We start from the raw sequence: 21,013 nt of genomic DNA, 5'->3' as shown, positions 1-21,013 counted from the left end.
GGTGGCGACACTCTTTATTGCGGATCTTCATCTGCAAACAGAAGAACCGGCGATAACCGCCGGTTTTCTGCGTTTTTTACGCGGTGAAGCGAAAAGCGCCGATGCGCTGTACATCCTGGGCGACCTCTTTGAAGCCTGGATTGGCGACGACGATCCTAACCCGCTGCACCGTGAAATGGCCGCCGCCATTCACGCGCTGGTGGATTCGGGCGTCCCCTGCTACTTCATTCACGGCAACCGTGATTTCCTGATCGGCAAGCGCTACGCCCGTGAAAGCGGCATGACGCTGCTGCCGGAAGAACAGGTGCTCGACCTCTACGGCCGCAAGGTCCTGATCATGCACGGCGACACGCTCTGCACCGACGATACCGGCTACCTGGCGTTTCGCGCCAAAGTCCACACCCCGTGGATCCAGAAGGTGTTCCTTGCCCTGCCGCTCTTTATCCGCAACCGCATCGCCGCCAGAATGCGCGCAGGCAGTAAAGCCGCCAACAGCAGCAAATCCATGACCATCATGGACGTCAATCCGCAGGCGGTCGTGCGGGTAATGGAAAAGCATGACGTTCAGTGGCTGATCCACGGTCATACCCATCGTCCTGACGTGCATTCCCTCATCGCCAACGGCCAGCCCGCACACCGCGTGGTATTGGGTGCCTGGCACACCGAAGGTTCCATGGTCAAAGTCACGCCTGAGGGCGTGGAGCTGATCGCGTTTCCGTTTTAACCCCCTCCACATCATTCTATTTTTTTGAACAATATCGGCAAATTGTTTCGATTTTAATCCGCCCGTGGTCGGCCTATTATTTATCACATCAGGGCAACACGCCCTATCCCAGACAAAACACTTAAGGAATACGACCATGAAATCCATCAAAACTTTCGTTGCAGTTGCGGCTCTCTCCCTGGTTTCTTTCGGTTCTTTCGCGCAGAGCGTGAGCGCAACCGCCTCTACCCTTGACCGCGCAGAAGCGAAAATCGCTGCACAGGCTGCTGAACAGGGCGCGTCTTATAAAATCACCAGCGCGAAGGTCGACAATCGCGTGTATATGACCGCTGAACTGACGAAATAATGATTGCCCCTCGACGAAAACAGACCGCCAGAATGCGGTCTGTTTTGTTATGAATTGATGGCAACAACGGCTCAAGATTTAACCGCGCAACCGTTTTCCTTGCCCGTATAACATGCTATTCTCTGTGCCCTCGAAAGCAGTGTGTTTCGCACCACAGGAGTTTTAAGACGCATGTCTTCCCGCAATAATCCGGCGCGTGTCGCCATCGTGATGGGGTCCAAAAGCGACTGGGCTACCATGCAGTTCGCCGCCGAAATCTTTGACATCCTGAATGTTCCGCACCACGTTGAAGTGGTCTCTGCACACCGTACGCCGGACAAACTGTTCAGCTTCGCCGAAAGCGCCGAAGAGAACGGTTATGAGGTGATCATCGCCGGTGCGGGCGGCGCAGCACATCTGCCGGGCATGATTGCCGCCAAAACCCTGGTGCCGGTTCTGGGCGTTCCGGTACAGAGCGCCGCGTTAAGCGGTGTGGACAGCCTCTACTCCATCGTTCAGATGCCGCGCGGTATTCCTGTCGGCACGCTGGCGATTGGCAAAGCGGGTGCCGCAAACGCCGCCCTGCTGGCCGCGCAGATCCTGGCGACGCACGATAAAGACTTACATCAGCGTCTGGCGGCGTGGCGTAAAGCCCAGACCGACGAAGTGCTGGACAACCCGGACCCGCGGGGTGCGGCATGAAGCAGGTTTGCGTCCTTGGTAACGGCCAGTTAGGCCGCATGCTGCGTCAGGCCGGTGAGCCGCTGGGTATTGCCGTCTGGCCCGTCGGGCTGGACGCCGAGCCGGAAGCCGTCCCATTCCACCAGAGCGTGATCACCGCCGAGATTGAACGCTGGCCGGAGACCGCTCTGACCCGCGAGCTGGCGCGTCATAACGCCTTCGTTAACCGCGACGTGTTTCCGATCGTTGCCGACCGCCTGACGCAAAAGCAGCTGTTCGACAAGCTCGGCCTCGCGACCGCGCCGTGGCAGCTCCTGTCCGATAAAAGCGAGTGGAACGACGTCTTCGCCATGCTGGGCGAGCTGGCGATCGTGAAGCGCCGCGTGGGTGGCTACGACGGCCGCGGCCAGTGGCGCCTGCGCGCAGGCGACACCGCCGAGCTGCCGAATGACTGCTACGGCGAGTGCATCGTTGAGCAGGGCATTAACTTCAGCGGTGAAGTCTCGCTGGTTGGCGCGCGCGGGCATGACGGCCGCACGGTGTTTTATCCGCTGACGCATAACCTGCATCAGGACGGCATTCTGCGCACCAGCGTCGCCTTCCCGCACGCCAATGCCGACCAGCAGGCGCAGGCGGAAGAGATGCTCTCTGCCATCATGCACGAACTCGGTTATGTCGGCGTCATGGCAATGGAGTGCTTTATCACCCCGTCCGGTCTGCTGATCAATGAACTTGCGCCGCGCGTGCACAACAGCGGCCACTGGACGCAAAACGGCGCCTCCATCAGCCAGTTCGAGCTGCACCTGCGCGCCATTACCGACCTGCCGCTGCCGCAGCCGGTGGTGAACAGCCCGTCGGTGATGATCAACCTGATCGGCACCGATCTGAACTACGACTGGCTGAAGCTGCCGCTGGTGCATCTGCACTGGTATGACAAAGAGGTCCGCGAGGGTCGTAAAGTCGGCCACCTGAACCTGAACGACAGCGACACGGGCCGTCTGAGCGCCACGCTGGAAGCCATGATCCCGCTCCTGCCGCCGGAATACGCGAGCGGTATTGTCTGGGCACAATCTAAGCTTAAATAGTTCTCCCTCCGCCGGGGAGTTGACCTCCTCTTTCCCCGGCGTACAATTCCCGCCCATTGCTGCTTAGCTTTCTTCTGGAATAACCATGAACGATGGAACGGACTATCGCGCGATCCTCGCGTCCGATACCCCTTTAATCGACGTTCGCGCGCCGATCGAATTTGCCCAGGGCGCGATGCCAGCGGCAGTCAACCTGCCTTTAATGAACGATGACGAGCGCGCCGCCGTCGGCACCTGTTATAAACGTCAGGGACCGGACGCCGCGCTGGCGCTCGGCCATCGCCTGGTGAGCGGCGACACGCGTGACGCCCGCATCAACGCCTGGCGCGAAGCCAGCCTTGCCCATCCTGAGGGCTTTCTCTGCTGCGCGCGCGGCGGCCAGCGCTCGCATATCTCGCAGGCCTGGCTGAAAGAGGCGGGTATCGACTACCCGCTGATCCGCGGTGGCTATAAGGCCCTGCGCCAGACGGCGATTCAGGTGACCATTGAGCAGTCACAAAAGCCGATGGTGCTTATCGGCGGCTGTACCGGGAACGGTAAAACCCTGCTGGTGAAGCAGCACGCGCAGGGTATCGATCTGGAAGGGCTGGCGCACCATCGCGGCTCGTCATTTGGCCGCACGCTCACGCCGCAGCTTTCTCAGGCCAGCTTTGAAAATCACCTTGCGGTTGAGCTATTGAAAAAAGACGCCGCGCGCTGGGTGCTGGAAGATGAAGGCCGGATGATTGGCTCAAACCACCTGCCAGCCTGCCTGCGCGACCGCATGGTTGAAGCCCCTATCGTGGTGGTAGAGGATCCGTTTGACATTCGTCTTGAGCGCCTGCGCGAAGAGTATTTCGACCATATGTGGGCGGACTTTTCTGCCGCCTACGGCGAGGAAGCGGGCTGGAAAGAATACAGCGAGTACCTGCATCACGGCCTGTTTGCCATACGCCGCCGTCTTGGGCTGCAGCGCTTTGCGGAATTTACCGCGCTGTTAGACTCCGCGCTGCTGGAACAGCAACGCTCTGGCCGCACTGACGCGCACTTCAGCTGGCTTGTACCGCTCCTGAACGACTATTACGACCCGATGTACGGCTATCAGCTGGAGAAAAAGGCGGAAAAGATTGTGTATCGCGGGACGTACGAAGAAATTGCTGAGTGGCTTGATCGCTGAAAAATAAAGCCGGGTGGCGGCTACGCCTTACCCGGCCTACGCGTACTGTTGTGGCCCCGGTAAGCGCAGCGCCACCGGGGAACAGACGGCTTAGAAGTCGTAACGCAGACGCACCAGGTTCATGTCGCCCAGGTTGTCGGTGCTGGAGGTGAACACGTGTTCGTAATCCACGCGGAAACCGTAATCCAGCTGGAAGCTGATACCCACGCCGTTGTCGATGCGCTGGTAGTTACGGCCGTTCACGTACTCAATGCGGTCACCCATGAAGTAAGGCTGGATGGATTTAACCGCGTACTGACCGACTGGGAATTTGTACCCTGCGAAGTACTCAATACCCCACGCGTCGCCCGCAAAGTAGTCGTTAACAGACACTTTTTTGGTGGTCAGGAAGTTCTGGTACCAGCCGCCGCCTGCGGAGAAGGTCCAGTTGTCCGGGGTCCAGCTCAGTGCGGTACCGAGGATGTTCTGGTCGTAGGTTTTGCTGTCGCCGTTGTCCGGGTTACGCATGTCGGCGCGGGTGTAGTTCCACGCGGCGCCCCAGGTCAGGTCGGTAGTCAGGTGGTAATCCAGACCCAGCGAGCCGCCGCCTTTACGCTTGTAGCGCAGGCCGTTGCCCGGCAGGAATTCGCTGTCTTCAAACAGGTAGGATGCATAAATGTCAGCATCGCCCACGGTTTTCTTATATTTCAGCATCTGGCGTGAACGGTAAGAGCCGTCGTAATCGCCGTTGATCCCATTACCCGGTGCCTGACCGATCATGTCGTAGTCCCAGATATCGGTTTTCGCGCCCACCACATCATAGTAAACGCTGTTCTGTTGACCGAAGGTCAGCGTACCCCAGGTGTCGCTCTTCAGACCGGTATAGAGCATACGACGCGTGGTGTCGTGTGCGCCTTCGGCGTAGTGGTGATCCCAGTTAAACTGCGCAGGAATATTCACACCCAGCTCGTAGTAGCTGATCCAGCTGATGTCATCAAACAGGTAGTAATCTGCCGCGAAACGGAAGCGGGTGCCGCCGTCAAAGCCGTTACGCTTGTAGCTGTTTTTCCCGTCGTCGCCGGTCATGTTCTGGAACTGAGGACGAATACTGCCGCCAACGGTGAAGTTCAGGCGGCTCAGCGGGTTACCCGCCTGAGGATCCTGCTTAAGAACGGTGATTTCCGCCTGAGAAGCGAAGGTCGTTAATGCCACTGCCGCGCCAATCGTTGCCGCCAGCGCTGATTTTTTTATAGTCATTATTTTTCCTTAATAGACACGCTGCTAAATATTTAGCGGGTGAATATTAACTGGAAATAATCGGGCTGTGTGGTTGGGTTTTTAATGTTTTGTGCTACTAAATGAGTGGGTATTATCACTTTGTGCTATTTAAACACTACGCACCGGCATAAAGATCCGGTGCGTAATTATCACTACACTAAATCAACTCGCAAACTGACGGAACAGGGCTTTGCCCTTTAGCAGCCGCGTGCCGAGCCAGCCTCCGCAGAGGGAAAGCAGCCCCGCGCCGCACAGAGGCAGAGTCAACCAAAGACGCCAGTCAGGCTCCCACGGGAAGTCGAACACCTTTGTCTGCAGCACCGCCAGCGCCGTCTCTGCGCCAATGGCGGCCACCAGACCGGCCACCAGCCCCAGCAGCGCAAACTCGCTCCAGAGCGTCATTCGCAGCAGCCGCTTACCCGCCCCCAGCGTGCGGTAAACCACCAGTTCCTGATGGCGCTGGCGCATGCCCACCTGCACCTGGGCCAGCAGCAACAGCACGCCGCAGATCGTCACCAGCACCACCATCACCTCCAGCGCGCGGCTCACCTGCTCCAGCACCTGCCCCACCTGTTTGAGGATCGCACCGATATCCAGCAGGCTGACCGTCGGAAACTCCCGGTTGAGCTGGGTCAGCATGCCGTTGCCGTTTTCCCAGCGGAAGCTGGTCAGCCAGCTCTGCGGCTGCCCGTCCAGCGCCCCCGGCGGGAAGATAAAGAAGAAGTTGGGCCGCAGGCTCTCCCAGTCCACCTTACGCAGGCTGGTGACTTTCGCGGTGAAATCCTGGGTATCGCCGGTGAAGGTCACGCTGTCTCCCAGCTTCACGTTCAGCCGCGTCGCCAGCCCCTCCTCCATCGACACCTCTCCCGCTTTTGGCGGCCAGGTGCCGGCGGTTATCGGGTTGTGATCAGGGCGTTTATCCTGCCATGTCAGATTCAGCTCGCGGTTCAGCGACTCGTCCTTGTTCCCCTCCGTTGGCTGGCCGTTGATCTGCGTCAGACGCGCGCGAACGATGGGATAGAACGATTCGGGGATGATGTGATGCTCCGACAGGAAGCCCTTCAGCGGCGTAACCTGCTCAGGGGCGATATTGATCAGGAAATAGTTCGGGCTTTCCGGTGGAAGCTGCTGCTGCCAGCGGTCGAGCAGATCGCCGCGCAGCACCAGCAGCAGCGCCAGCAGCATAAACGACAGCGAGAACGCCGACAGCTGGCTGAGCGTAGACCAGGGCTGGTGCAGCAGACGGTTGACCGCCAGGCGCACGGGCAGGGATTTTACCGTCACCCTTTTCAGGAGGTTGAGCAGTATCCAGCCCAGCACGCCGCACAGCAGCGCCAGCACAACCGCCCCGGCCAGCACCGCCCACAGCAGCGTGCTGCCGCCCATCAGCCACGCCAGCAGCCCCACCGCCACCGCAATAATCACCGGAAGGTAGAACTTCAGCGGCCAGACGTTCGCCACCACATCGTTGCGAAGCACGCGCAGCGGCTGCGTGGCGAGCAGCAGGCGGTAGGGCCGAAGCCCCACCAGCACCGAGATCACCGTCATCGCGCCCATCGCCCACAGCCACGGCCAGAGGCTGGCCGGCGGCAAGGCGGCCGGGAGCACCGGTTTCAGCATCACCATCAGCAGTTTTTCAAACAGCAGCCCCATTATTCCGCCGGTCAGCGCCGACAGGACCAGCAGCATCAGCCACTGGCCGACAATCAGCTTGCGCAGCTGCGCCCGGCCCGCCCCGAGGGTTTTGAGGATCGCCACCAGGTCGTAGCGGCTGCGGCAGTAGTGCCCCATCGCCACGGCCACCGCCGCCACCGCCAGCAGCAGGGTCAACAGGGCCGACAGCAGCAGGAACTGCTGAGAGCGCTCCAGAGATTTACCGAGCGCCCCCTCGTCCTGCTCCAGCCCGTACCAGCGGTGTTCCGGTTTGAGCTGCGGCAGAAGCCATTTTTCATACGCGGCAAGCTGGGCGGGCGTGCCGCCAAACTTATAGCGCCAGGTAACGCGGCTGCCCGGCTGTACCGCATGGGTGGCCGCGACATCCGCGGTGTTCATCAGCAGACGCGGCGCAAGCTGGAACGGGTTAAATCCGCCGTCGGGCTCCTGCACCACTTCCCCGGCGATTTTCAGCGTGGCGTCGCCGACGTCGATACTGTCGCCGGGTTTGAGGTTCAGCAGCGCCATCAGACGCGATGCCAGCAGCACCGTACCGGGCGTCGGCTTTAACCCCGGCGGACTGGTCTGTAAGTCACCGTACATCGGGTAGATATCATCGACGGCCTTGACGCTCGCCAGCTGCGGCATGTCGCCCGCAAAGGTCATGGTCTGGAAGGTGAGCTGCTCTCCCACCTTCAGCCCTTCTTTGCGCGCTGCTTCAATCCAGCCCGGCGGCACGGGGCGGGAGCTTTCCAGCGCCCTGTCCCCCGCCATAAACTCCCGGCTCTGCTGGCTGAGCCCTTTTTCCATGCGGTCGCTGACGCTGCCGAGCGCCAGCACGCAGGCCACCGCCAGGCTGAGCGCCAGCCAGACAATCAGCAGCGAGGGCGAGCGCCACTCGCGCCAGAACCAGCGGGTAATCATGCTTCCTCCTGCAGAACACCGTTCACCAGCCGCAGGCGACGGTCGCAGCGCGCCGCGAGCTGCGGATCGTGGGTGACGAGGATCAACGTGGTGCCGTGCTCGCGGTTGAGCGAAAACAGCAGGTCGGCAATCCTGTCACCGGTTTTACGGTCAAGGTTGCCGGTAGGCTCATCGGCAAACAGCACCTCAGGGCGGCCGTTAAACGCGCGGGCCAGCGCCACGCGCTGCTGCTCACCGCCGGAAAGCTGGGCGGGAAGATGGTCGAGACGTTTCCCCAGACCGAGCTGTTCCAGCAGCGCCTTCGCATGAGCGCGGCTTTCACGGCTGTTTTCACCGCGCAACAGCGCCGGGAGCTCGACGTTTTCCAGGGCGTTCAGGGTTGGGATCAGCATAAAGGACTGAAAGACAAAACCAACGTGACGCGCGCGCAGCGCGGCCCGCGCCTCTTCATCAAGCTGATGCAGCGGCTGCCCGACAAGGTGGACCTCGCCGCTGCTGCCGTCGTCCAGACCGGCTAAAATCGCCAGCAGCGTGGACTTACCGGAACCGGATTCGCCAATCAGCGCGATGGTTTCAGCGCGTTTGACAACGAGTTCAACTCCAGTAAGGATGGAAAGCTCGTGTTCCCCCTGACCGACGGACTTCTTAAGATGATGAACTTCAACACTGTTTTCCGCTGGCATTTGCCCTTCCTGTTTTTGATTCTGATGACTTTCCGCGCGGCGGCAGCGGACACGTTACTGGTTCTCGGCGACAGCCTGAGCGCCGGCTATCGCATGGCGGCTGGCGCGGCCTGGCCCGCTCTGCTCAATGACAAATGGCAGAGCAAAACGCCTGTAATCAACGCCAGCATCAGCGGCGATACCTCACAGCAAGGTTTATCGCGCCTGCCTGCGCTGCTCAAACAGCATCAGCCGCGCTGGGTGCTGGTTGAGCTCGGCGGTAATGATGGCCTGCGCGGTTTCCAGCCACAGCAAACGGAGGATACGCTGCGCACCATTTTGCAGGAGATCAAGGCGGCAAACGCCCAGCCGCTGCTGATGCAAATTCGCCTGCCCGCCAATTACGGTCGTCGGTATAATGAGGCCTTTAGCGCGATCTACCCCAAGCTTGCCAAAGAGTTTGATATTCCGCTGCTGCCATTTTTCATGGAAGAGGTCTATCTCAAACCCCAGTGGATGCAAGACGACGGGATCCACCCCAATCGCGATGCGCAGCCGTTTATTGCCGACTGGATGGCAACGCGGCTGGCTCCTTTAGTTAAACATGACTCCTGATTAAGCGGAGATCCTGACAGGTAAAGTTATGCAAAAATCGGTCTTAATTACAGGATGTTCCAGTGGAATCGGTCTGGAAAGCGCGCTCGAATTGAAGCGCCAGGGGTTTCGGGTTCTGGCGGCCTGTCGCAAACCCGACGATGTCGAACGCATGAACGGGCTGGGCTTTACCGGCGTGCTGCTGGATATGGACTCGCCGGAGAGCGTTGACCACGCCGCCGATGAGGTGATCGCCCTGACCGGTAATCGTCTTTACGGCCTGTTTAATAATGCCGGTTACGGCGTGTATGGCCCGCTGGATACCCTCTCCCGCGAAACGCTGGAGAAGCAGTTTTCGACCAACTTTTTCGGCGTACATCAGCTCACCATGCGTCTGCTCCCCGCGATGCTGCCGCACGGTGAAGGGCGCATCGTGATGACGTCGTCGGTGATGGGGCTGATTTCCACCCCGGGCCGCGGCGCCTACGCCGCCAGTAAATATGCGCTGGAGGCCTGGTCCGACGCCCTGCGCATGGAGCTACGCCACAGCGGCATTAAGGTCAGCCTGATTGAACCCGGCCCGATCCGCACCCGCTTTACCGAAAACGTTAACCAGACGCAGGCGGATAAACCGGTCGAGAACCCCGGCATCGCCGCACGTTTTACCCTCGGGCCCGAGGCGGTGGTGGCAAAAGTGCGCCATGCTTTTGAGAGTGAACATCCCAAAATGCGCTATCCGGTGACGCTGGTCACCCACGCCGTCGGCTGGTTAAAACGCCTGCTGCCGGGCCGGATAATGGACAAAATTTTACACGGTTGAGTTGAAGCGACGACGCGCATCCCCATGTAAAGAACAAACCGACAAAAGAGAAAGCCGCATGTCCGTACAGAATATCGTCAATATCACAGAAGCTAACCTGCAACAGACTCTTGAACAGTCGATGACCAAACCGGTCCTGTTCTACTTCTGGTCTGAACGTAGCCAACACTGTCTGCAGCTGACGCCGGTGCTGGAAAGCCTTGCCGCCCAGTACAACGGTCAGTTCATTCTCGCGAAGCTGGACTGTGACGCCGAGCCGATGGTCGCGTCTCAGTTTGGTCTGCGCGCCATTCCTACCGTCTATCTGTTCCAGAACGGCCAGCCTGTTGATGGCTTCCAGGGGCCGCAGCCGGAAGAGGCTATCCGCGCCCTGCTGGATAAGGTGCTGCCGCGCGAAGAAGAGCTGAAAGCGCAGGAAGGCATGGCGCTGATGCAGGAAGGCAAATACGACGAGGCGCTGCCGCTGCTGAAAGAGGCGTGGCAGCTGTCAAAACAGAACAGCCAGATTGGTCTGCTGCTGGCGGAGACGCAGATCGCCCTGCACCGCTCAGAGGACGCGGAGGCCGTACTTAAGACGGTTCCGCTGCAGGATCAGGACACCCGCTATCAGGGGCTGGTTGCACAGATTGAGCTGCTGAAGCAGGCGGCGGATACCCCGGAAATTCAGCAGCTGCAGCAGCAGGTTGCCGACAACCCGGCGGATGCCGCGCTGGCAAGCCAGCTTGCGCTGCAGCTGCATCAGGTGGGGCGTAACGAAGAGGCGCTTGAGCTGCTCTTCAGCCATTTGCAAAAAGATTTAGCCGCCGCAGACGGTCAGGCGCGCAAGATGTTCCAGGAGATCCTGGCCGCGCTGGGCACCGGCGACGCGCTGGCGTCGAAGTATCGTCGTCAGCTTTACGCGCTGTTGTATTGATAAAAAAGCCCGGTGGCGGCTTCGCCTTACCGGGCCTACAAAGACGATGTTACCCCGTCTTTTTCAACTGCGTCACCACCAGCTGGTGGCGCGCGTTGTAGAACTTCCGATAGGTCAGGTAGCAGGCAATGATGGTGGACAGGCTTGCCGTGGAAAGCAGCATAAACGTCACCATGATCTGATACTTAATCGCTTTTACCGGATCGATACCGGCAAAAATCAGCCCCGACATCATGCCCGGCAGGCTCACCAGCCCCACCGTTTTGGCGGAATCTACCGTAGGGATCAGCGATGAGCGAATGCTCTCGCGAATCAGCCGCGCCGAGGCCACTTTTGGCGTTGCCCCCAGGCTTAGTTTCTCCTGCAGCTGCTGCTGTTCGCTGCTGAAACGCTGGCCGAGGTTGTTATAACAGAGCCCAACGGCCACCATCGCGTTCCCCGCGATCATCCCCGAGATAGGGATGACCTGCATCGGCGTAAACTCAATCGAGCCGGAGAGCACCAGCACCGCCAGCGTGAGCGCCGTTCCGGTGGTAATCGCAATAAACGATGAGATAAACGCCTTATCAATGTATTTACTGCGCTTTTGCGCATTCCACGCCGCGTTAAAGCAGATAAACAGCACCATCAGCAGCGTCAGCACCGCGTGGTTAACGTTGAAGATATACTTCAGCACATAGCCGACGATGATGAGCTGAATCACCGCGCGGCAGATACTCCACACGATATCTTTTTCCAGCCCCAGCTTTTCCCGGTAGCTGACCACAATCGCAATCAGCACCAGCACCATCGAAAAGGCCAGCGATTCGTTCGTAATGTTATGCTCACCCACGGTTTGCCTCCTGCATTTTCCCGCCGTGCGGCTGGAGCGTGATTACGTCATCCGCATGGGTTATTTCGTTAGCGTCGTGCGTCACCCACAGCACGGCAATGTTCTGCTCCCGGGCGTAACGATGAATAATCTCGTTAACGTTGCGCTTGTTGACGTCATCGAGCGCGCTGGTGATTTCGTCCAGCAACAACACCTTCGGTAAAAACTGCAGATTGCGGATCAGCGAGACCCGCTGCTTTTCTCCGCCCGACAGCGCGTTGATGGATTTGCTCAGCGTCTCCTGCGCCAGGCCAAAGCGGGCCAGATCCTGGATAAACTTTTCCGGCTCCGGCGTTTTATTGCGGATTTGCCACGGAAAAATCAGGTTGTCATAGACCGTAACGCCAAAAAGCACGGGCGTTTGCACGCAGTACGAGACCTGCTGGCGATAGCTTTCCGGAGAAAGCGAGGCGATATCTTCGCCTTCAAACAGAATGGCGCCCTCCGTCGGGCTGAGGAGTGACGCCACAATCTTCAGCAGCGTGCTTTTCCCACAGCCTGAGGGACCCGTGATTAATTTAAACTCGCCCGGCGACAGGCTAAACCCGACGTGCTGCAGGATCGTGTTTTCCCCGACTCGAAATCCGACATCCCTGAGCAGTAATACGTTTTTTTTATCGTTCATTGCGCTTCCGTTGACCGCTTTTTGTCATAACCGTCTGTAGCATAATCCTTTCGCCCGCGCAGCGCGAATAGCCTCACGCTGAAGCAAGTGTTAAGCTTTTTGTTTGCAAATTGTCACCACCATCACTACAGGAAGTATGCAGCATGGCACATATTTTTTATGAGTTTCCCTCCCTGAAGCCTGGTGTTCCTGATGTCGAAACATTAATGGACGTCATCAAATCGTCGGAACGCACGCGTTTTGTGATGGGTGAAGAGGTGGTGGACTTTGTTAAGAAGGCGCTCATCGTGAACACCACGATCGGCAGCTTCAAAAATTGCTATTTTGCCTTCGACAACGGGACACACTTCCTTGAATTTGACGGTAAAGGCAAATCAAAACGCTTCAATGAGGTGCCGGACTGGTTCGTCTCTCCGGCGGAATTTTCGCGCACCCAGTGGCTTATCAACCACAATCTTGCGGATGTGAAAGCCACACAGTTCATTGACGTCCTGATGTCCTACCCGCTGAAAGCGCGCCGCGCGCACTGCAATTTGCTGTTCGGGCTGGAGCTGGAAAAAGTCAACGCGGTTCCGGCCACGGCGTCAGCGGCAGGTAAAATCGGCAATAAAAACGGTAAAACCACCAAGCCCCGCGTCACCGATCTGGGATCGTTCGAGCTGTTCAGCCAGTTCTTTGCGCGCATGAAAACCGCCGTGCAGGCCGATGAGTTCCCTACTCTGCAGATCCTGACGGGCATGGATAACCTGGCAAAAGCGCCGCATAATTTAAAGCAGGGCATCAGAACCTGGTTTAAAGCCATCGCGGGCGACCTTCCACCGAATAACAAACGCGTTGAAGCGGGGAATGCCGTTCTGTTCTGCGCCCCCCTTCGCGAACAGATCCAGCGTATCGAAGCGCGGGGGCTGGAGCATTACTACCAGGGATTATCCAAAGCCATTGCCGAAGCGGGTGATGGCTTCATCTCTGACTTTACCTATACTTACGAGCAATAAATACACACTTTCACTCATCACGGCATGCAAAACAGGAGGTTTTTATGCTTATCGTTGTTCCCGTCCTTATTTTCGTTGCGCTGGTTATCGTGGGCGCTGGCGTCAAAATTGTCCCTCAGGGTTATCAGTGGACCGTCGAGCGTTTCGGCCGTTACACCAACACGCTCCAGCCCGGCTTAAGCCTGATTGTCCCGTTCATGGACAGAATCGGCCGCAAGATCAACATGATGGAGCAGGTTCTGGACATTCCGTCCCAGGAAGTGATCTCCAAGGATAACGCCAACGTCACCATCGACGCCGTCTGTTTTATTCAGGTGATTGATGCGCCGAAAGCGGCCTATGAGGTCAGCAACCTGGAGCTGGCGATCGTCAACCTGACGATGACCAACATCCGTACCGTACTCGGCTCGATGGAGCTGGACGAGATGCTTTCCCAGCGCGACAGCATTAACACCCGCCTGCTGCACATTGTCGATGAGGCCACCAACCCGTGGGGGATCAAAGTCACCCGCATCGAGATCCGCGACGTGCGCCCGCCGGCGGAGCTGATCGCCTCCATGAACGCCCAGATGAAAGCCGAGCGAACCAAGCGCGCCTACATTCTGGAAGCCGAAGGGGTACGCCAGGCGGAGATCCTCAAAGCGGAAGGGGAAAAACAGTCGCAGATCCTGAAAGCGGAAGGCGACCGTCAGTCCGCGTTCTTACAGGCGGAAGCGCGTGAACGTTCCGCCGAAGCGGAAGCCCGCGCGACCCAGATGGTGTCCGAGGCGATTGCCGCCGGTGATATTCAGGCCGTGAACTACTTCGTTGCGCAAAAATATACCGACGCGCTGAAAGAGATCGGCTCGGCGAACAACAGCAAAGTGGTGATGATGCCGCTGGATGCCAGCAGCCTGATGGGCTCTATCGCGGGGATCGCCGAACTGATCAAGGACAGCGGAAACGAGCGTAAAAAATGATTGAGCTCATCGTTGCACATCCTCATGCCTTCTGGCTAAGTCTCGGTGGCTTATTGCTGGCAGCGGAGATGCTGGGCGGCAACGGCTACCTGCTCTGGAGCGGTGTTGCCGCCGTCATTACCGGTCTTCTGGTCTGGATCCTTCCCCTGGACTGGGCGTGGCAGGGGGCGCTGTTTGCCGCGCTGACGCTGGTGGCCGCCTGGCTGTGGTGGCGCTGGCTTAACCGGCGGGTTAACGAGCAGAAACCGGTGGACGCCCACCTTAACCAGCGCGGACAGCAGATTGTCGGCAAGCGTTTTACCCTCGACACCGCGCTGGTGAACGGACGCGGGCATATGCGCGTAGGCGACAGCTCGTGGCCGGTGGTGGCCGACGATGACCTCAGCGCCGGCACGCGGGTTGAAGTCATTGCGGTGGAAGGCATTACCCTGCGGGTAAAAGCCTGTTAAGCGTGGGTTTTGCGGTGGCAGCAGCCGGCAAGATTATCAATAATCGGGCAGTCGGCGCTGTCATCCCCCGGACAGGAGTCCGCGAGCTGCAGCAGCTGTTCGCGCATCGCCTGCAGTTCGACGATGTGGCGTTCAATTTCGGCCACCTTTTCCAGGGTGCGTTTTTTCACGTCGGCGCTGTGACGCTTAGGATCGTTGAACAGGTTAACCAGCTCGCCGCACTCTTCCAGATTAAACCCGACCTGTCTTGCCTGGCGCAGCAGCGTCAGCTCATCGAGATGCAGCTGCGTGTAGCTGCGGTAGCCATTTTCACTGCGCAGCGGCGGCGTTACCAGCCCCTTCTCTTCATAAAAGCGGATCGCTTTGCTGGTTAAGCCGGTTTTTTTTGCCACGTCACTGATATTCACATTTCCCCCTTGACCTTCCCCTTGATGGAAGGTTTAACCTTCATAACAGTTAGCGAAAAGCGTTACTCCGGTCAACAACTGACCAATATATTATACGGGAGTTTTGTTATGTCTCACACTATCGACCTGACGCTGGACGGCCTCTCCTGCGGCCACTGCGTCAAACGCGTTAAAGAAAGCCTGGAACAGCGTCCTGACGTTGAAAGCGCTGAAGTGACTATCGACCATGCCGCCGTGACCGGCAGCGCCAGCGCGGACGCGCTGATTGATACCATTAAACAGGCCGGTTACGGGGCGGAGTTAAGCCACCCAAAGGCTAAACCGCTGGCAGAGTCATCATCCCCGTCGGAAGCACTGACAGCGGCCACTCCTGAGCTTCCGGCAGCGGATGATATTGATGACAGCCAACAGCTGCTGATCAACGGCATGAGCTGCGCCAGCTGCGTCTCCCGGGTACAAAACGCCCTGCAGGCGGTCCCGGGCGTCGCGCAGGCACGGGTCAATCTCGCGGAGCGCACTGCGCTGGTAATGGGCAGCGCCTCCGCCGCAAAGCTAGTGCAGGCCGTTGAAAAAGCGGGCTACGGCGCGGAGGCCATCGAAGATGATGCCGAACGCCGCGAGCGCCAGCAGGAAACGGCTATCGCCACCATGAAGCGCTTCCGCTGGCAGGCCATCGTTGCCCTGCTGGTGGGTATTCCGGTGATGGTGTGGGGCATGATGGGTGACAACATGATGGTCACCGACGACAACCGCACCCTGTGGATGGTGATTGGTCTGATTACCCTTGCGGTGATGGTGTTTGCAGGCGGGCATTTCTATACCAGCGCCTGGAAGAGCCTGAAAAACCGTACCGCGACGATGGATACCCTGGTCGCCCTCGGGACCGGCGCGGCGTGGCTCTATTCCATGAGCGTGAACGTCTGGCCCCAGTGGTTCCCGATGGAAGCGCGGCATCTCTATTATGAAGCGAGCGCGATGATTATCGGCCTGATCAACTTAGGCCATATGCTGGAAGCCCGCGCCCGTCAGCGTTCCTCGAAAGCGCTGGAAAGATTGCTTGATTTAACCCCGCCGACGGCCCGCGTGGTCACGGACGAGGGGGAAAAGAGCGTTCCATTGGCCGAGGTTCAGCCCGGCATGACGCTGCGTCTGACCACCGGCGACCGCGTTCCCGTTGACGGTAAGATAACCCAGGGCGAAGCCTGGCTGGATGAAGCGATGCTGACCGGGGAACCGATCCCCCAGCAGAAATCCGACGGCGACGCCGTGCATGCCGGTACGGTCGTGCAGGACGGCAGCGTGCTGTTCACCGCCAGCGCCGTCGGCAGCCACACCACGCTGTCGCGTATTATCCGCATGGTACGCCAGGCGCAGAGCAGCAAGCCGGAGATTGGCCAGCTTGCTGACAAAATCTCGGCCATTTTTGTGCCGGTGGTGGTCGGCATTGCCCTGCTAAGCGCGGCGATCTGGTACTTCTTCGGCCCCGCGCCGCAGATTGTGTATACCCTGGTGATCGCCACCACGGTGCTGATCATCGCCTGTCCTTGCGCCCTTGGCCTGGCGACGCCGATGTCGATTATCTCCGGCGTAGGGCGCGCGGCCGAATTTGGCGTACTGGTGCGGGACGCGGACGCGCTGCAGCGGGCCAGCACCCTCGACACGCTGGTGTTTGATAAAACCGGCACGCTGACGGAAGGTAAACCGCAGGTGGTCGCCGTCACGACCGCAGGCATTTCCGAAGAGGAGGCGCTGCGTCTCGCCGCCGCGCTGGAGCAAGGCTCAAGCCATCCGCTGGCGCGCGCTATTCTCGATAAAGCCAATGCGTCTGCCCTGCCGCAGGTGAGCAACTTCCGCACCCTGCGCGGGCTCGGCGTGAGCGGTGAGGCAGAAGGCCACGCGCTGCTGCTGGGCAACCAGGCGTTGCTCAATGAAAACGGTATTGATACCGCCGCGCTGGAAAACGAGCTGAAGGCGCAGGCGTCTCAGGGCGCTACCCCGGTTCTGCTGGCGGTGGACGGCAAAGCCGCCGCGCTGCTGGCCGTGCGCGATCCGCTTCGCCAGGACAGCGTGGACGCCTTACAGCGCCTGCACCGTGCGGGCTACCGTCTGGTGATGCTGACCGGGGATAACCCGACCACCGCCAACGCCATCGCGAAAGAAGCCGGTATTGATGAGGTGATTGCGGGCGTACTGCCGGACGGCAAAGCGGACGCCATTAAAAACCTGCAACGCCAGGGCCGTCAGGTGGCAATGGTCGGCGACGGCATCAACGATGCCCCGGCGCTGGCCCAGGCGGATGTGGGGATCGCGATGGGCGGCGGCAGCGACGTGGCCATCGAAACCGCGGCCATCACGCTGATGCGCCACAGCCTGATGGGCGTGGCCGATGCGCTGGCCATTTCGAAAGCCACGCTGCGCAACATGAAGCAGAACCTGCTGGGGGCGTTCGTCTATAACACCCTCGGGATCCCAATTGCGGCCGGTATTTTGTGGCCGCTGACCGGTACGCTGCTGAACCCGGTGGTCGCGGGCGCGGCGATGGCGCTCTCCTCCATCACCGTGGTCAGCAACGCCAACCGGCTGTTGCGGTTTAAACCGAAGGATTGAACCTTGTACCCGTACGCGCTAGCATGAACCTTTCCGTTTATGGAGCGCGTATGGGTCTGTTTCATCGTATAAAAACATCGTTTCGCGCCCTTTTCCCTCGCCGTTACGCCTGGCCCGGTCTGGATATCTCGCTTCCCGGCGGGCAACACCTGCACCTGGTCGGCAGCATCCATATGGGCACGCAGGGTATGTCCCCTCTGCCGCCCGGTCTGATAAAGCGCCTGAAGCGCGCCGACGCGCTGGTCGTCGAGGCGGACATCTCGGGCCATGAGTCACCGTTTGCCGGGCTTGAAAGCGATCTCCCGCTGGCGGAACGTCTGAATGAGGCCCAGCTCGCGGAACTGACGCGCGTCGCCGAGGAAACCGGCGTATCGCTCTCCATGATTGACACCCTGCCGCTGTGGCAAATCGCAATGGTATTACAGGCCACGCAGGCCCAGCGTCTGGGGCTGCGGGGTGATTACGGCATTGATTACCAGCTGCTGAACGTGGCACGGGCGCGCCGTATGCCGATCATCGAACTGGAAGGTACGGACAGCCAGATTGCGCTCCTGCGAGAGCTTCCCGACGACGGTCTGATGCTGCTGGATGATACCCTCACCCACTGGCACACCAACGCACGCCTGCTGCAGACTATGATTGGCTGGTGGCTGGATGCACCGCCCGCGGACGGCAGGCTGGCGCTACCGTCGACGTTCAGTGAATCGCTGTATGATGTGCTAATGAATGCGCGTAACAAAGCCTGGCGAGAGACGCTGCATGCTCTGCCAGCGGGGGAATACGTGGTGGCGGTTGGGGCGTTACATTTATACGGCGAAGGGAATTTGCCGTCGTTGCTGAAATAAAAAAATGGCCAATATCTCTATTGGCCCGTCAAAGAGGAATTTCATCGTTTTTATTATACCGAAGTGACCTTCGGCTGAGCCGATTGTCGCTCAAAGTGACCATCACTGCCAACACTATTGCGCAAGATGGTGCTATTTTTTAGACAAACGTCAGGCGTATGCTGGCTGCATGAATTGTCTGTCGTAAGAAGGATAGCTATGACTCCCGCCGTTAAATTACTCGAAAAAAACAACATTTCTTTCCGGATCCACACCTACGATCACGATCCGAATGAAACCAACTTTGGTGATGAAGTGGTGCGTAAGCTGGGGCTGAACGCGGACCAGGTCTATAAAACGCTGCTGGTGGCGGTGAATGGCGATATGAAGCATCTCGCCGTGGCGGTGACTCCCGTGGCGGGACAGCTGGATCTGAAGAAGGTCGCCAAAGCGCTGGGGGCGAAGAAGGTGGATATGGCGGATCCGATGGTGGCGCAGCGCACCACGGGCTACCTGGTGGGCGGCATCAGCCCGCTCGGGCAGAAAAAACGCCTGCCGACGCTGATCGATGCCCCTTCACAGGAATTTGAGACCATCTATATTTCCGGCGGCAAGCGCGGGCTGGATATTGAGCTGGCCGCGGGCGACCTGGCGAAAATGCTGGACGCGAAGTTTGCGGATATTGCGCGACGGGAGTAAAAAAAGCCGGGTGGCGGCTACGCCTTACCCGGCCTACATTTTGCACCCGTAGGCCCGGTAAGCGCAGCGCCACCGGGCAACACAACCGCACTACTGCCAGCTCACCTCGCCTTTCGGCTCATACGCATTCACGTCAATCGGCGAATTCTGCTCGATATACTGCTTCAGCACTTCTGCATCGATAAAGCCGGTGTTCACGTAGCCCGGTTTATTATCAATATGCGGATAGCCGTCGCCGCCGGTGGCGTTAAAGCTTAACGTCGCCAGACGGTAGGTTTTCGCCGGGTCAACCGGTTCGCCTTTGATCTTCAGGTCGTTAAGCTTGCCGTCTTTCGCTACGAAGCTCACGTTGGCAAACTGCGGATAGGCCCCGGAATCCGGCTTCATCTGCGCCACGGCGGTCAGGTACTCAACAACCTCTTTCCCGCTCATGTCGGCATAGACCACCACGTTACCGAACGGCTGCACCTTCAGGACGTCTTTATAGGTGATGTTTCCACCTTCGATGGAATCACGAATGCCGCCGCCGCTCATCACGCCAAAATCAGCCCCGGTGCGCACCATTTGCGCCGCCAGCACCAGGTGCCCCATGTTGGTCTGCACGAAGCGAACTTTGCTGCGGTCCCCTTCCAGACGACCGTTCAGCGTGCCGATTTTCACGTCCAGCTGCGCCTTGCCTTTGTTCTGGAACGGCGTCAGCAGGGAGAGCATCTGCTGGTTTTCTGGAATCTCTGGGGTGTAAAGTACGCGCTCGCTTTTCCCGTCCGGGTAAGTGACCTTCTTCTTCAGGTTGACCGGAATGAGTTGGTAGTGGACCAGCTTCATCTCGCCGTTCCGGAACTCAAAGTCCGCCCGGCCTACGTATTTGCCCCACTCGTGCGCCTGCACAATCCAGATACCGTTCTGACGGTCTGGCGCACACGGCGTGCCCGGCACGTAGTCCACCTGCTTTTTATTCTCGGATGCCATGCAGACCGGATCCTGTGAGTGACCACCCACAATCATCGCCAGCGAGCCCGCCGGCAGGCTGCGCGCCATCTCCACGTCGCCCGGCGCATTGGAGCCGTGCTCACCGTTGTCGTAGTGCCCCATGTGCGTGGTGGCGATAATCACGTCCGGCTTTTCGTTTTGCTGCAGCTCCTGAATCACCAGCTTCGCTTCGTCTGCCGGTTTGCGGAATTCGATATCGGTGAAGAACTCAGGGTTGCCAATTTTCGCCGTATCGTCGGTGGTTAAGCCGATGACCGCGATCTTCAGATCCTGACGCTTAAACAGCGCCCACGGCTTGAACAGGCGTTCGCCGGTGCTTTTCTGGTAAATGTTGGCGGAGAGGAACGGGAATTTGGCCCATTTCTCCTGCTGACGCAGGACGCTCAGCGGATTATCAAACTCATGGTTACCGACGGCCATCGCGTCGTAGCCAATCAGGTTCATGCCGCGGAAATCGGGCTCGGCGTCCTGCAAATCGGATTCCGGCACGCCGGTATTGATATCGCCTCCCGACAGCAGCAGCACGCTGCCGCCCTGGGCTGCCACCTCTTTACGAATGCCGTCCACCAGCGTTTTTTGCGCCGACAGGCCATATTCGCCGTATTCACTGCGCCAGAAATGACCGTGGTGATCGTTGGTATGCAGAATAGTGATTTTATAGGTTTTGTCTTTTTCATACGCCTGCACGGGCAGGCTTACCAGCCCCCACGCCGCGATGAGCGCCAGCGCGACGCCCCGCTTCATTAACTTCATCTTCTCTCTCCCTGACCAATAGACAAAGGCAGAAATTACA

Annotated in this window: 21 protein-coding genes; 14 read left to right on the top strand and 7 right to left on the bottom strand. The window is 59.0% G+C overall.

The features are described 5' to 3' along the window. Nucleotide 1 precedes the first annotated feature (1 nt). From lpxH to mnmH, 5 genes are all read left to right on the top strand, one after another. Nucleotides 2-724, top strand: a complete 723-nt coding sequence (gene lpxH / locus C6A40_RS00920; protein ID WP_023293120.1) for a UDP-2,3-diacylglucosamine diphosphatase — start codon at nucleotides 2-4, stop codon at nucleotides 722-724. A 136-nt stretch (nucleotides 725-860) separates the two neighbouring features. Further along, on the top strand, nucleotides 861-1,070 hold the full coding sequence (locus tag C6A40_RS00915; protein ID WP_008499325.1) for a YdgH/BhsA/McbA-like domain containing protein: 210 nt from the start codon (nucleotides 861-863) through the stop codon (nucleotides 1,068-1,070). A gap of 171 nt (nucleotides 1,071-1,241) precedes the next feature. Beyond that, the gene (gene purE, locus C6A40_RS00905; protein ID WP_023616863.1) at nucleotides 1,242-1,751 is read left to right on the top strand and encodes a 5-(carboxyamino)imidazole ribonucleotide mutase; all 510 of its coding nucleotides are present in this window, start codon (nucleotides 1,242-1,244) and stop codon (nucleotides 1,749-1,751) included. Next, a complete protein-coding gene (purK, locus tag C6A40_RS00900) occupies nucleotides 1,748-2,815 on the top strand; it encodes a 5-(carboxyamino)imidazole ribonucleotide synthase (RefSeq protein WP_008499323.1) in 1,068 nt (355 codons plus the stop codon). The genes purE and purK overlap by 4 nt, the downstream gene beginning before the upstream one ends. A gap of 85 nt (nucleotides 2,816-2,900) precedes the next feature. Beyond that, complete coding sequence (gene mnmH, locus C6A40_RS00895) at nucleotides 2,901-3,971, top strand: tRNA 2-selenouridine(34) synthase MnmH (protein WP_023343517.1); 1,071 nt, start codon at nucleotides 2,901-2,903, stop codon at nucleotides 3,969-3,971. Between the two features lie 90 nt (nucleotides 3,972-4,061). Here mnmH and C6A40_RS00890 read toward each other — a convergent pair whose 3' ends face one another. From C6A40_RS00890 to ybbA, 3 genes are all read right to left on the bottom strand, one after another. Then, a complete protein-coding gene (locus C6A40_RS00890) occupies nucleotides 4,062-5,207 on the bottom strand; it encodes a porin (protein ID WP_023617276.1) in 1,146 nt (381 codons plus the stop codon). A 183-nt stretch (nucleotides 5,208-5,390) separates the two neighbouring features. After that, nucleotides 5,391-7,805 (bottom strand): putative ABC transporter permease subunit YbbP, encoded by a 2,415-nt coding sequence (gene ybbP / locus C6A40_RS00885; protein ID WP_045335416.1) that lies wholly within the window; start codon nucleotides 7,803-7,805, stop codon nucleotides 5,391-5,393. Then, nucleotides 7,802-8,488 carry a putative ABC transporter ATP-binding protein YbbA gene (gene ybbA, locus C6A40_RS00880; RefSeq protein WP_008499319.1) on the bottom strand — a complete coding sequence of 229 codons (687 nt, stop codon included), beginning with the start codon at nucleotides 8,486-8,488 and terminating at the stop codon, nucleotides 7,802-7,804. The genes ybbP and ybbA overlap by 4 nt, the downstream gene beginning before the upstream one ends. Between ybbA and tesA the strand changes: the two genes are divergently transcribed. Genes tesA through C6A40_RS00865 form a run of 3 tightly spaced genes read left to right on the top strand, consistent with a single transcriptional unit; the run spans nucleotide 8,456 to nucleotide 10,794 of the window. Beyond that, on the top strand, nucleotides 8,456-9,082 hold the full coding sequence (tesA, locus tag C6A40_RS00875; protein WP_122008371.1) for a multifunctional acyl-CoA thioesterase I/protease I/lysophospholipase L1: 627 nt from the start codon (nucleotides 8,456-8,458) through the stop codon (nucleotides 9,080-9,082). The two genes, ybbA and tesA, sit on opposite strands and share 33 nt — an antisense overlap. Nucleotides 9,083-9,110: 28 nt before the next feature. Next, nucleotides 9,111-9,881: an SDR family oxidoreductase gene (locus C6A40_RS00870; RefSeq protein WP_023343514.1), complete on the top strand. Its 771-nt coding sequence runs from the start codon at nucleotides 9,111-9,113 to the stop codon at nucleotides 9,879-9,881. Nucleotides 9,882-9,939: 58 nt separating this feature from the next. Next, nucleotides 9,940-10,794 carry a co-chaperone YbbN gene (locus C6A40_RS00865; protein WP_023293125.1) on the top strand — a complete coding sequence of 285 codons (855 nt, stop codon included), beginning with the start codon at nucleotides 9,940-9,942 and terminating at the stop codon, nucleotides 10,792-10,794. Nucleotides 10,795-10,843: 49 nt separating this feature from the next. On the opposite strand, the gene fetB is transcribed toward C6A40_RS00865, so the two are convergent. Together fetB and fetA are read right to left on the bottom strand one after the other, a co-directional pair. Continuing rightward, nucleotides 10,844-11,626, bottom strand: coding sequence for an iron efflux ABC transporter permease subunit FetB (gene fetB, locus C6A40_RS00860; protein ID WP_039265869.1), 783 nt, complete (start codon nucleotides 11,624-11,626; stop codon nucleotides 10,844-10,846). Beyond that, nucleotides 11,619-12,290: an iron efflux ABC transporter ATP-binding subunit FetA gene (gene fetA / locus C6A40_RS00855; protein WP_045335414.1), complete on the bottom strand. Its 672-nt coding sequence runs from the start codon at nucleotides 12,288-12,290 to the stop codon at nucleotides 11,619-11,621. Before fetA ends, fetB begins: the two co-directional genes overlap by 8 nt. A gap of 143 nt (nucleotides 12,291-12,433) precedes the next feature. On the opposite strand from fetA, the gene C6A40_RS00850 reads away from it, so the two are divergent. From C6A40_RS00850 to C6A40_RS00840, 3 genes are read left to right on the top strand one after another with little or no spacing between them, the layout of a single operon-like run. Beyond that, nucleotides 12,434-13,285 carry a hypothetical protein gene (locus tag C6A40_RS00850; RefSeq protein ID WP_023326818.1) on the top strand — a complete coding sequence of 284 codons (852 nt, stop codon included), beginning with the start codon at nucleotides 12,434-12,436 and terminating at the stop codon, nucleotides 13,283-13,285. A gap of 44 nt (nucleotides 13,286-13,329) precedes the next feature. After that, nucleotides 13,330-14,244, top strand: coding sequence for an SPFH domain-containing protein (locus C6A40_RS00845; RefSeq protein ID WP_008499312.1), 915 nt, complete (start codon nucleotides 13,330-13,332; stop codon nucleotides 14,242-14,244). After that, nucleotides 14,241-14,693, top strand: a complete 453-nt coding sequence (locus C6A40_RS00840) for an NfeD family protein (protein ID WP_008499311.1) — start codon at nucleotides 14,241-14,243, stop codon at nucleotides 14,691-14,693. Before C6A40_RS00845 ends, C6A40_RS00840 begins: the two co-directional genes overlap by 4 nt. Here C6A40_RS00840 and cueR read toward each other — a convergent pair. Next, entirely contained in the window at nucleotides 14,690-15,100 is a 411-nt protein-coding gene (gene cueR, locus C6A40_RS00835) for a Cu(I)-responsive transcriptional regulator (RefSeq protein ID WP_021241620.1), read from the bottom strand. The genes C6A40_RS00840 and cueR overlap by 4 nt on opposite strands. Before the next feature lie 108 nt (nucleotides 15,101-15,208). Here cueR and copA point away from each other — a divergent pair, with 108 nt between their 5' ends. From copA to ybaK, 3 genes are all read left to right on the top strand, one after another. Beyond that, a complete protein-coding gene (copA, locus tag C6A40_RS00830) occupies nucleotides 15,209-17,707 on the top strand; it encodes a copper-exporting P-type ATPase CopA (protein ID WP_045335413.1) in 2,499 nt (832 codons plus the stop codon). Nucleotides 17,708-17,757: 50 nt separating this feature from the next. Then, the gene (locus C6A40_RS00825) at nucleotides 17,758-18,552 is read left to right on the top strand and encodes a TraB/GumN family protein (RefSeq protein ID WP_023293131.1); all 795 of its coding nucleotides are present in this window, start codon (nucleotides 17,758-17,760) and stop codon (nucleotides 18,550-18,552) included. 198 nt (nucleotides 18,553-18,750) lie between these two features. Further along, the gene (gene ybaK, locus C6A40_RS00820) at nucleotides 18,751-19,230 is read left to right on the top strand and encodes a Cys-tRNA(Pro)/Cys-tRNA(Cys) deacylase YbaK (protein ID WP_008499307.1); all 480 of its coding nucleotides are present in this window, start codon (nucleotides 18,751-18,753) and stop codon (nucleotides 19,228-19,230) included. A 90-nt stretch (nucleotides 19,231-19,320) separates the two neighbouring features. On the opposite strand, the gene ushA is transcribed toward ybaK, so the two are convergent. After that, nucleotides 19,321-20,973 (bottom strand): bifunctional UDP-sugar hydrolase/5'-nucleotidase UshA, encoded by a 1,653-nt coding sequence (ushA, locus tag C6A40_RS00815; RefSeq protein WP_045335412.1) that lies wholly within the window; start codon nucleotides 20,971-20,973, stop codon nucleotides 19,321-19,323. Nucleotides 20,974-21,013: the final 40 nt, after the last annotated feature.

Origin of the sequence: Enterobacter sp. GER_MD16_1505_Eko_090 (genome assembly GCF_003331015.1) — a bacterium.
Lineage (GTDB): Bacteria > Pseudomonadota > Gammaproteobacteria > Enterobacterales > Enterobacteriaceae > Enterobacter > Enterobacter roggenkampii.
The sequence above is the reverse complement of the archived record's forward strand: the minus strand, read 5'-3'. Positions and strand labels throughout refer to the sequence as shown.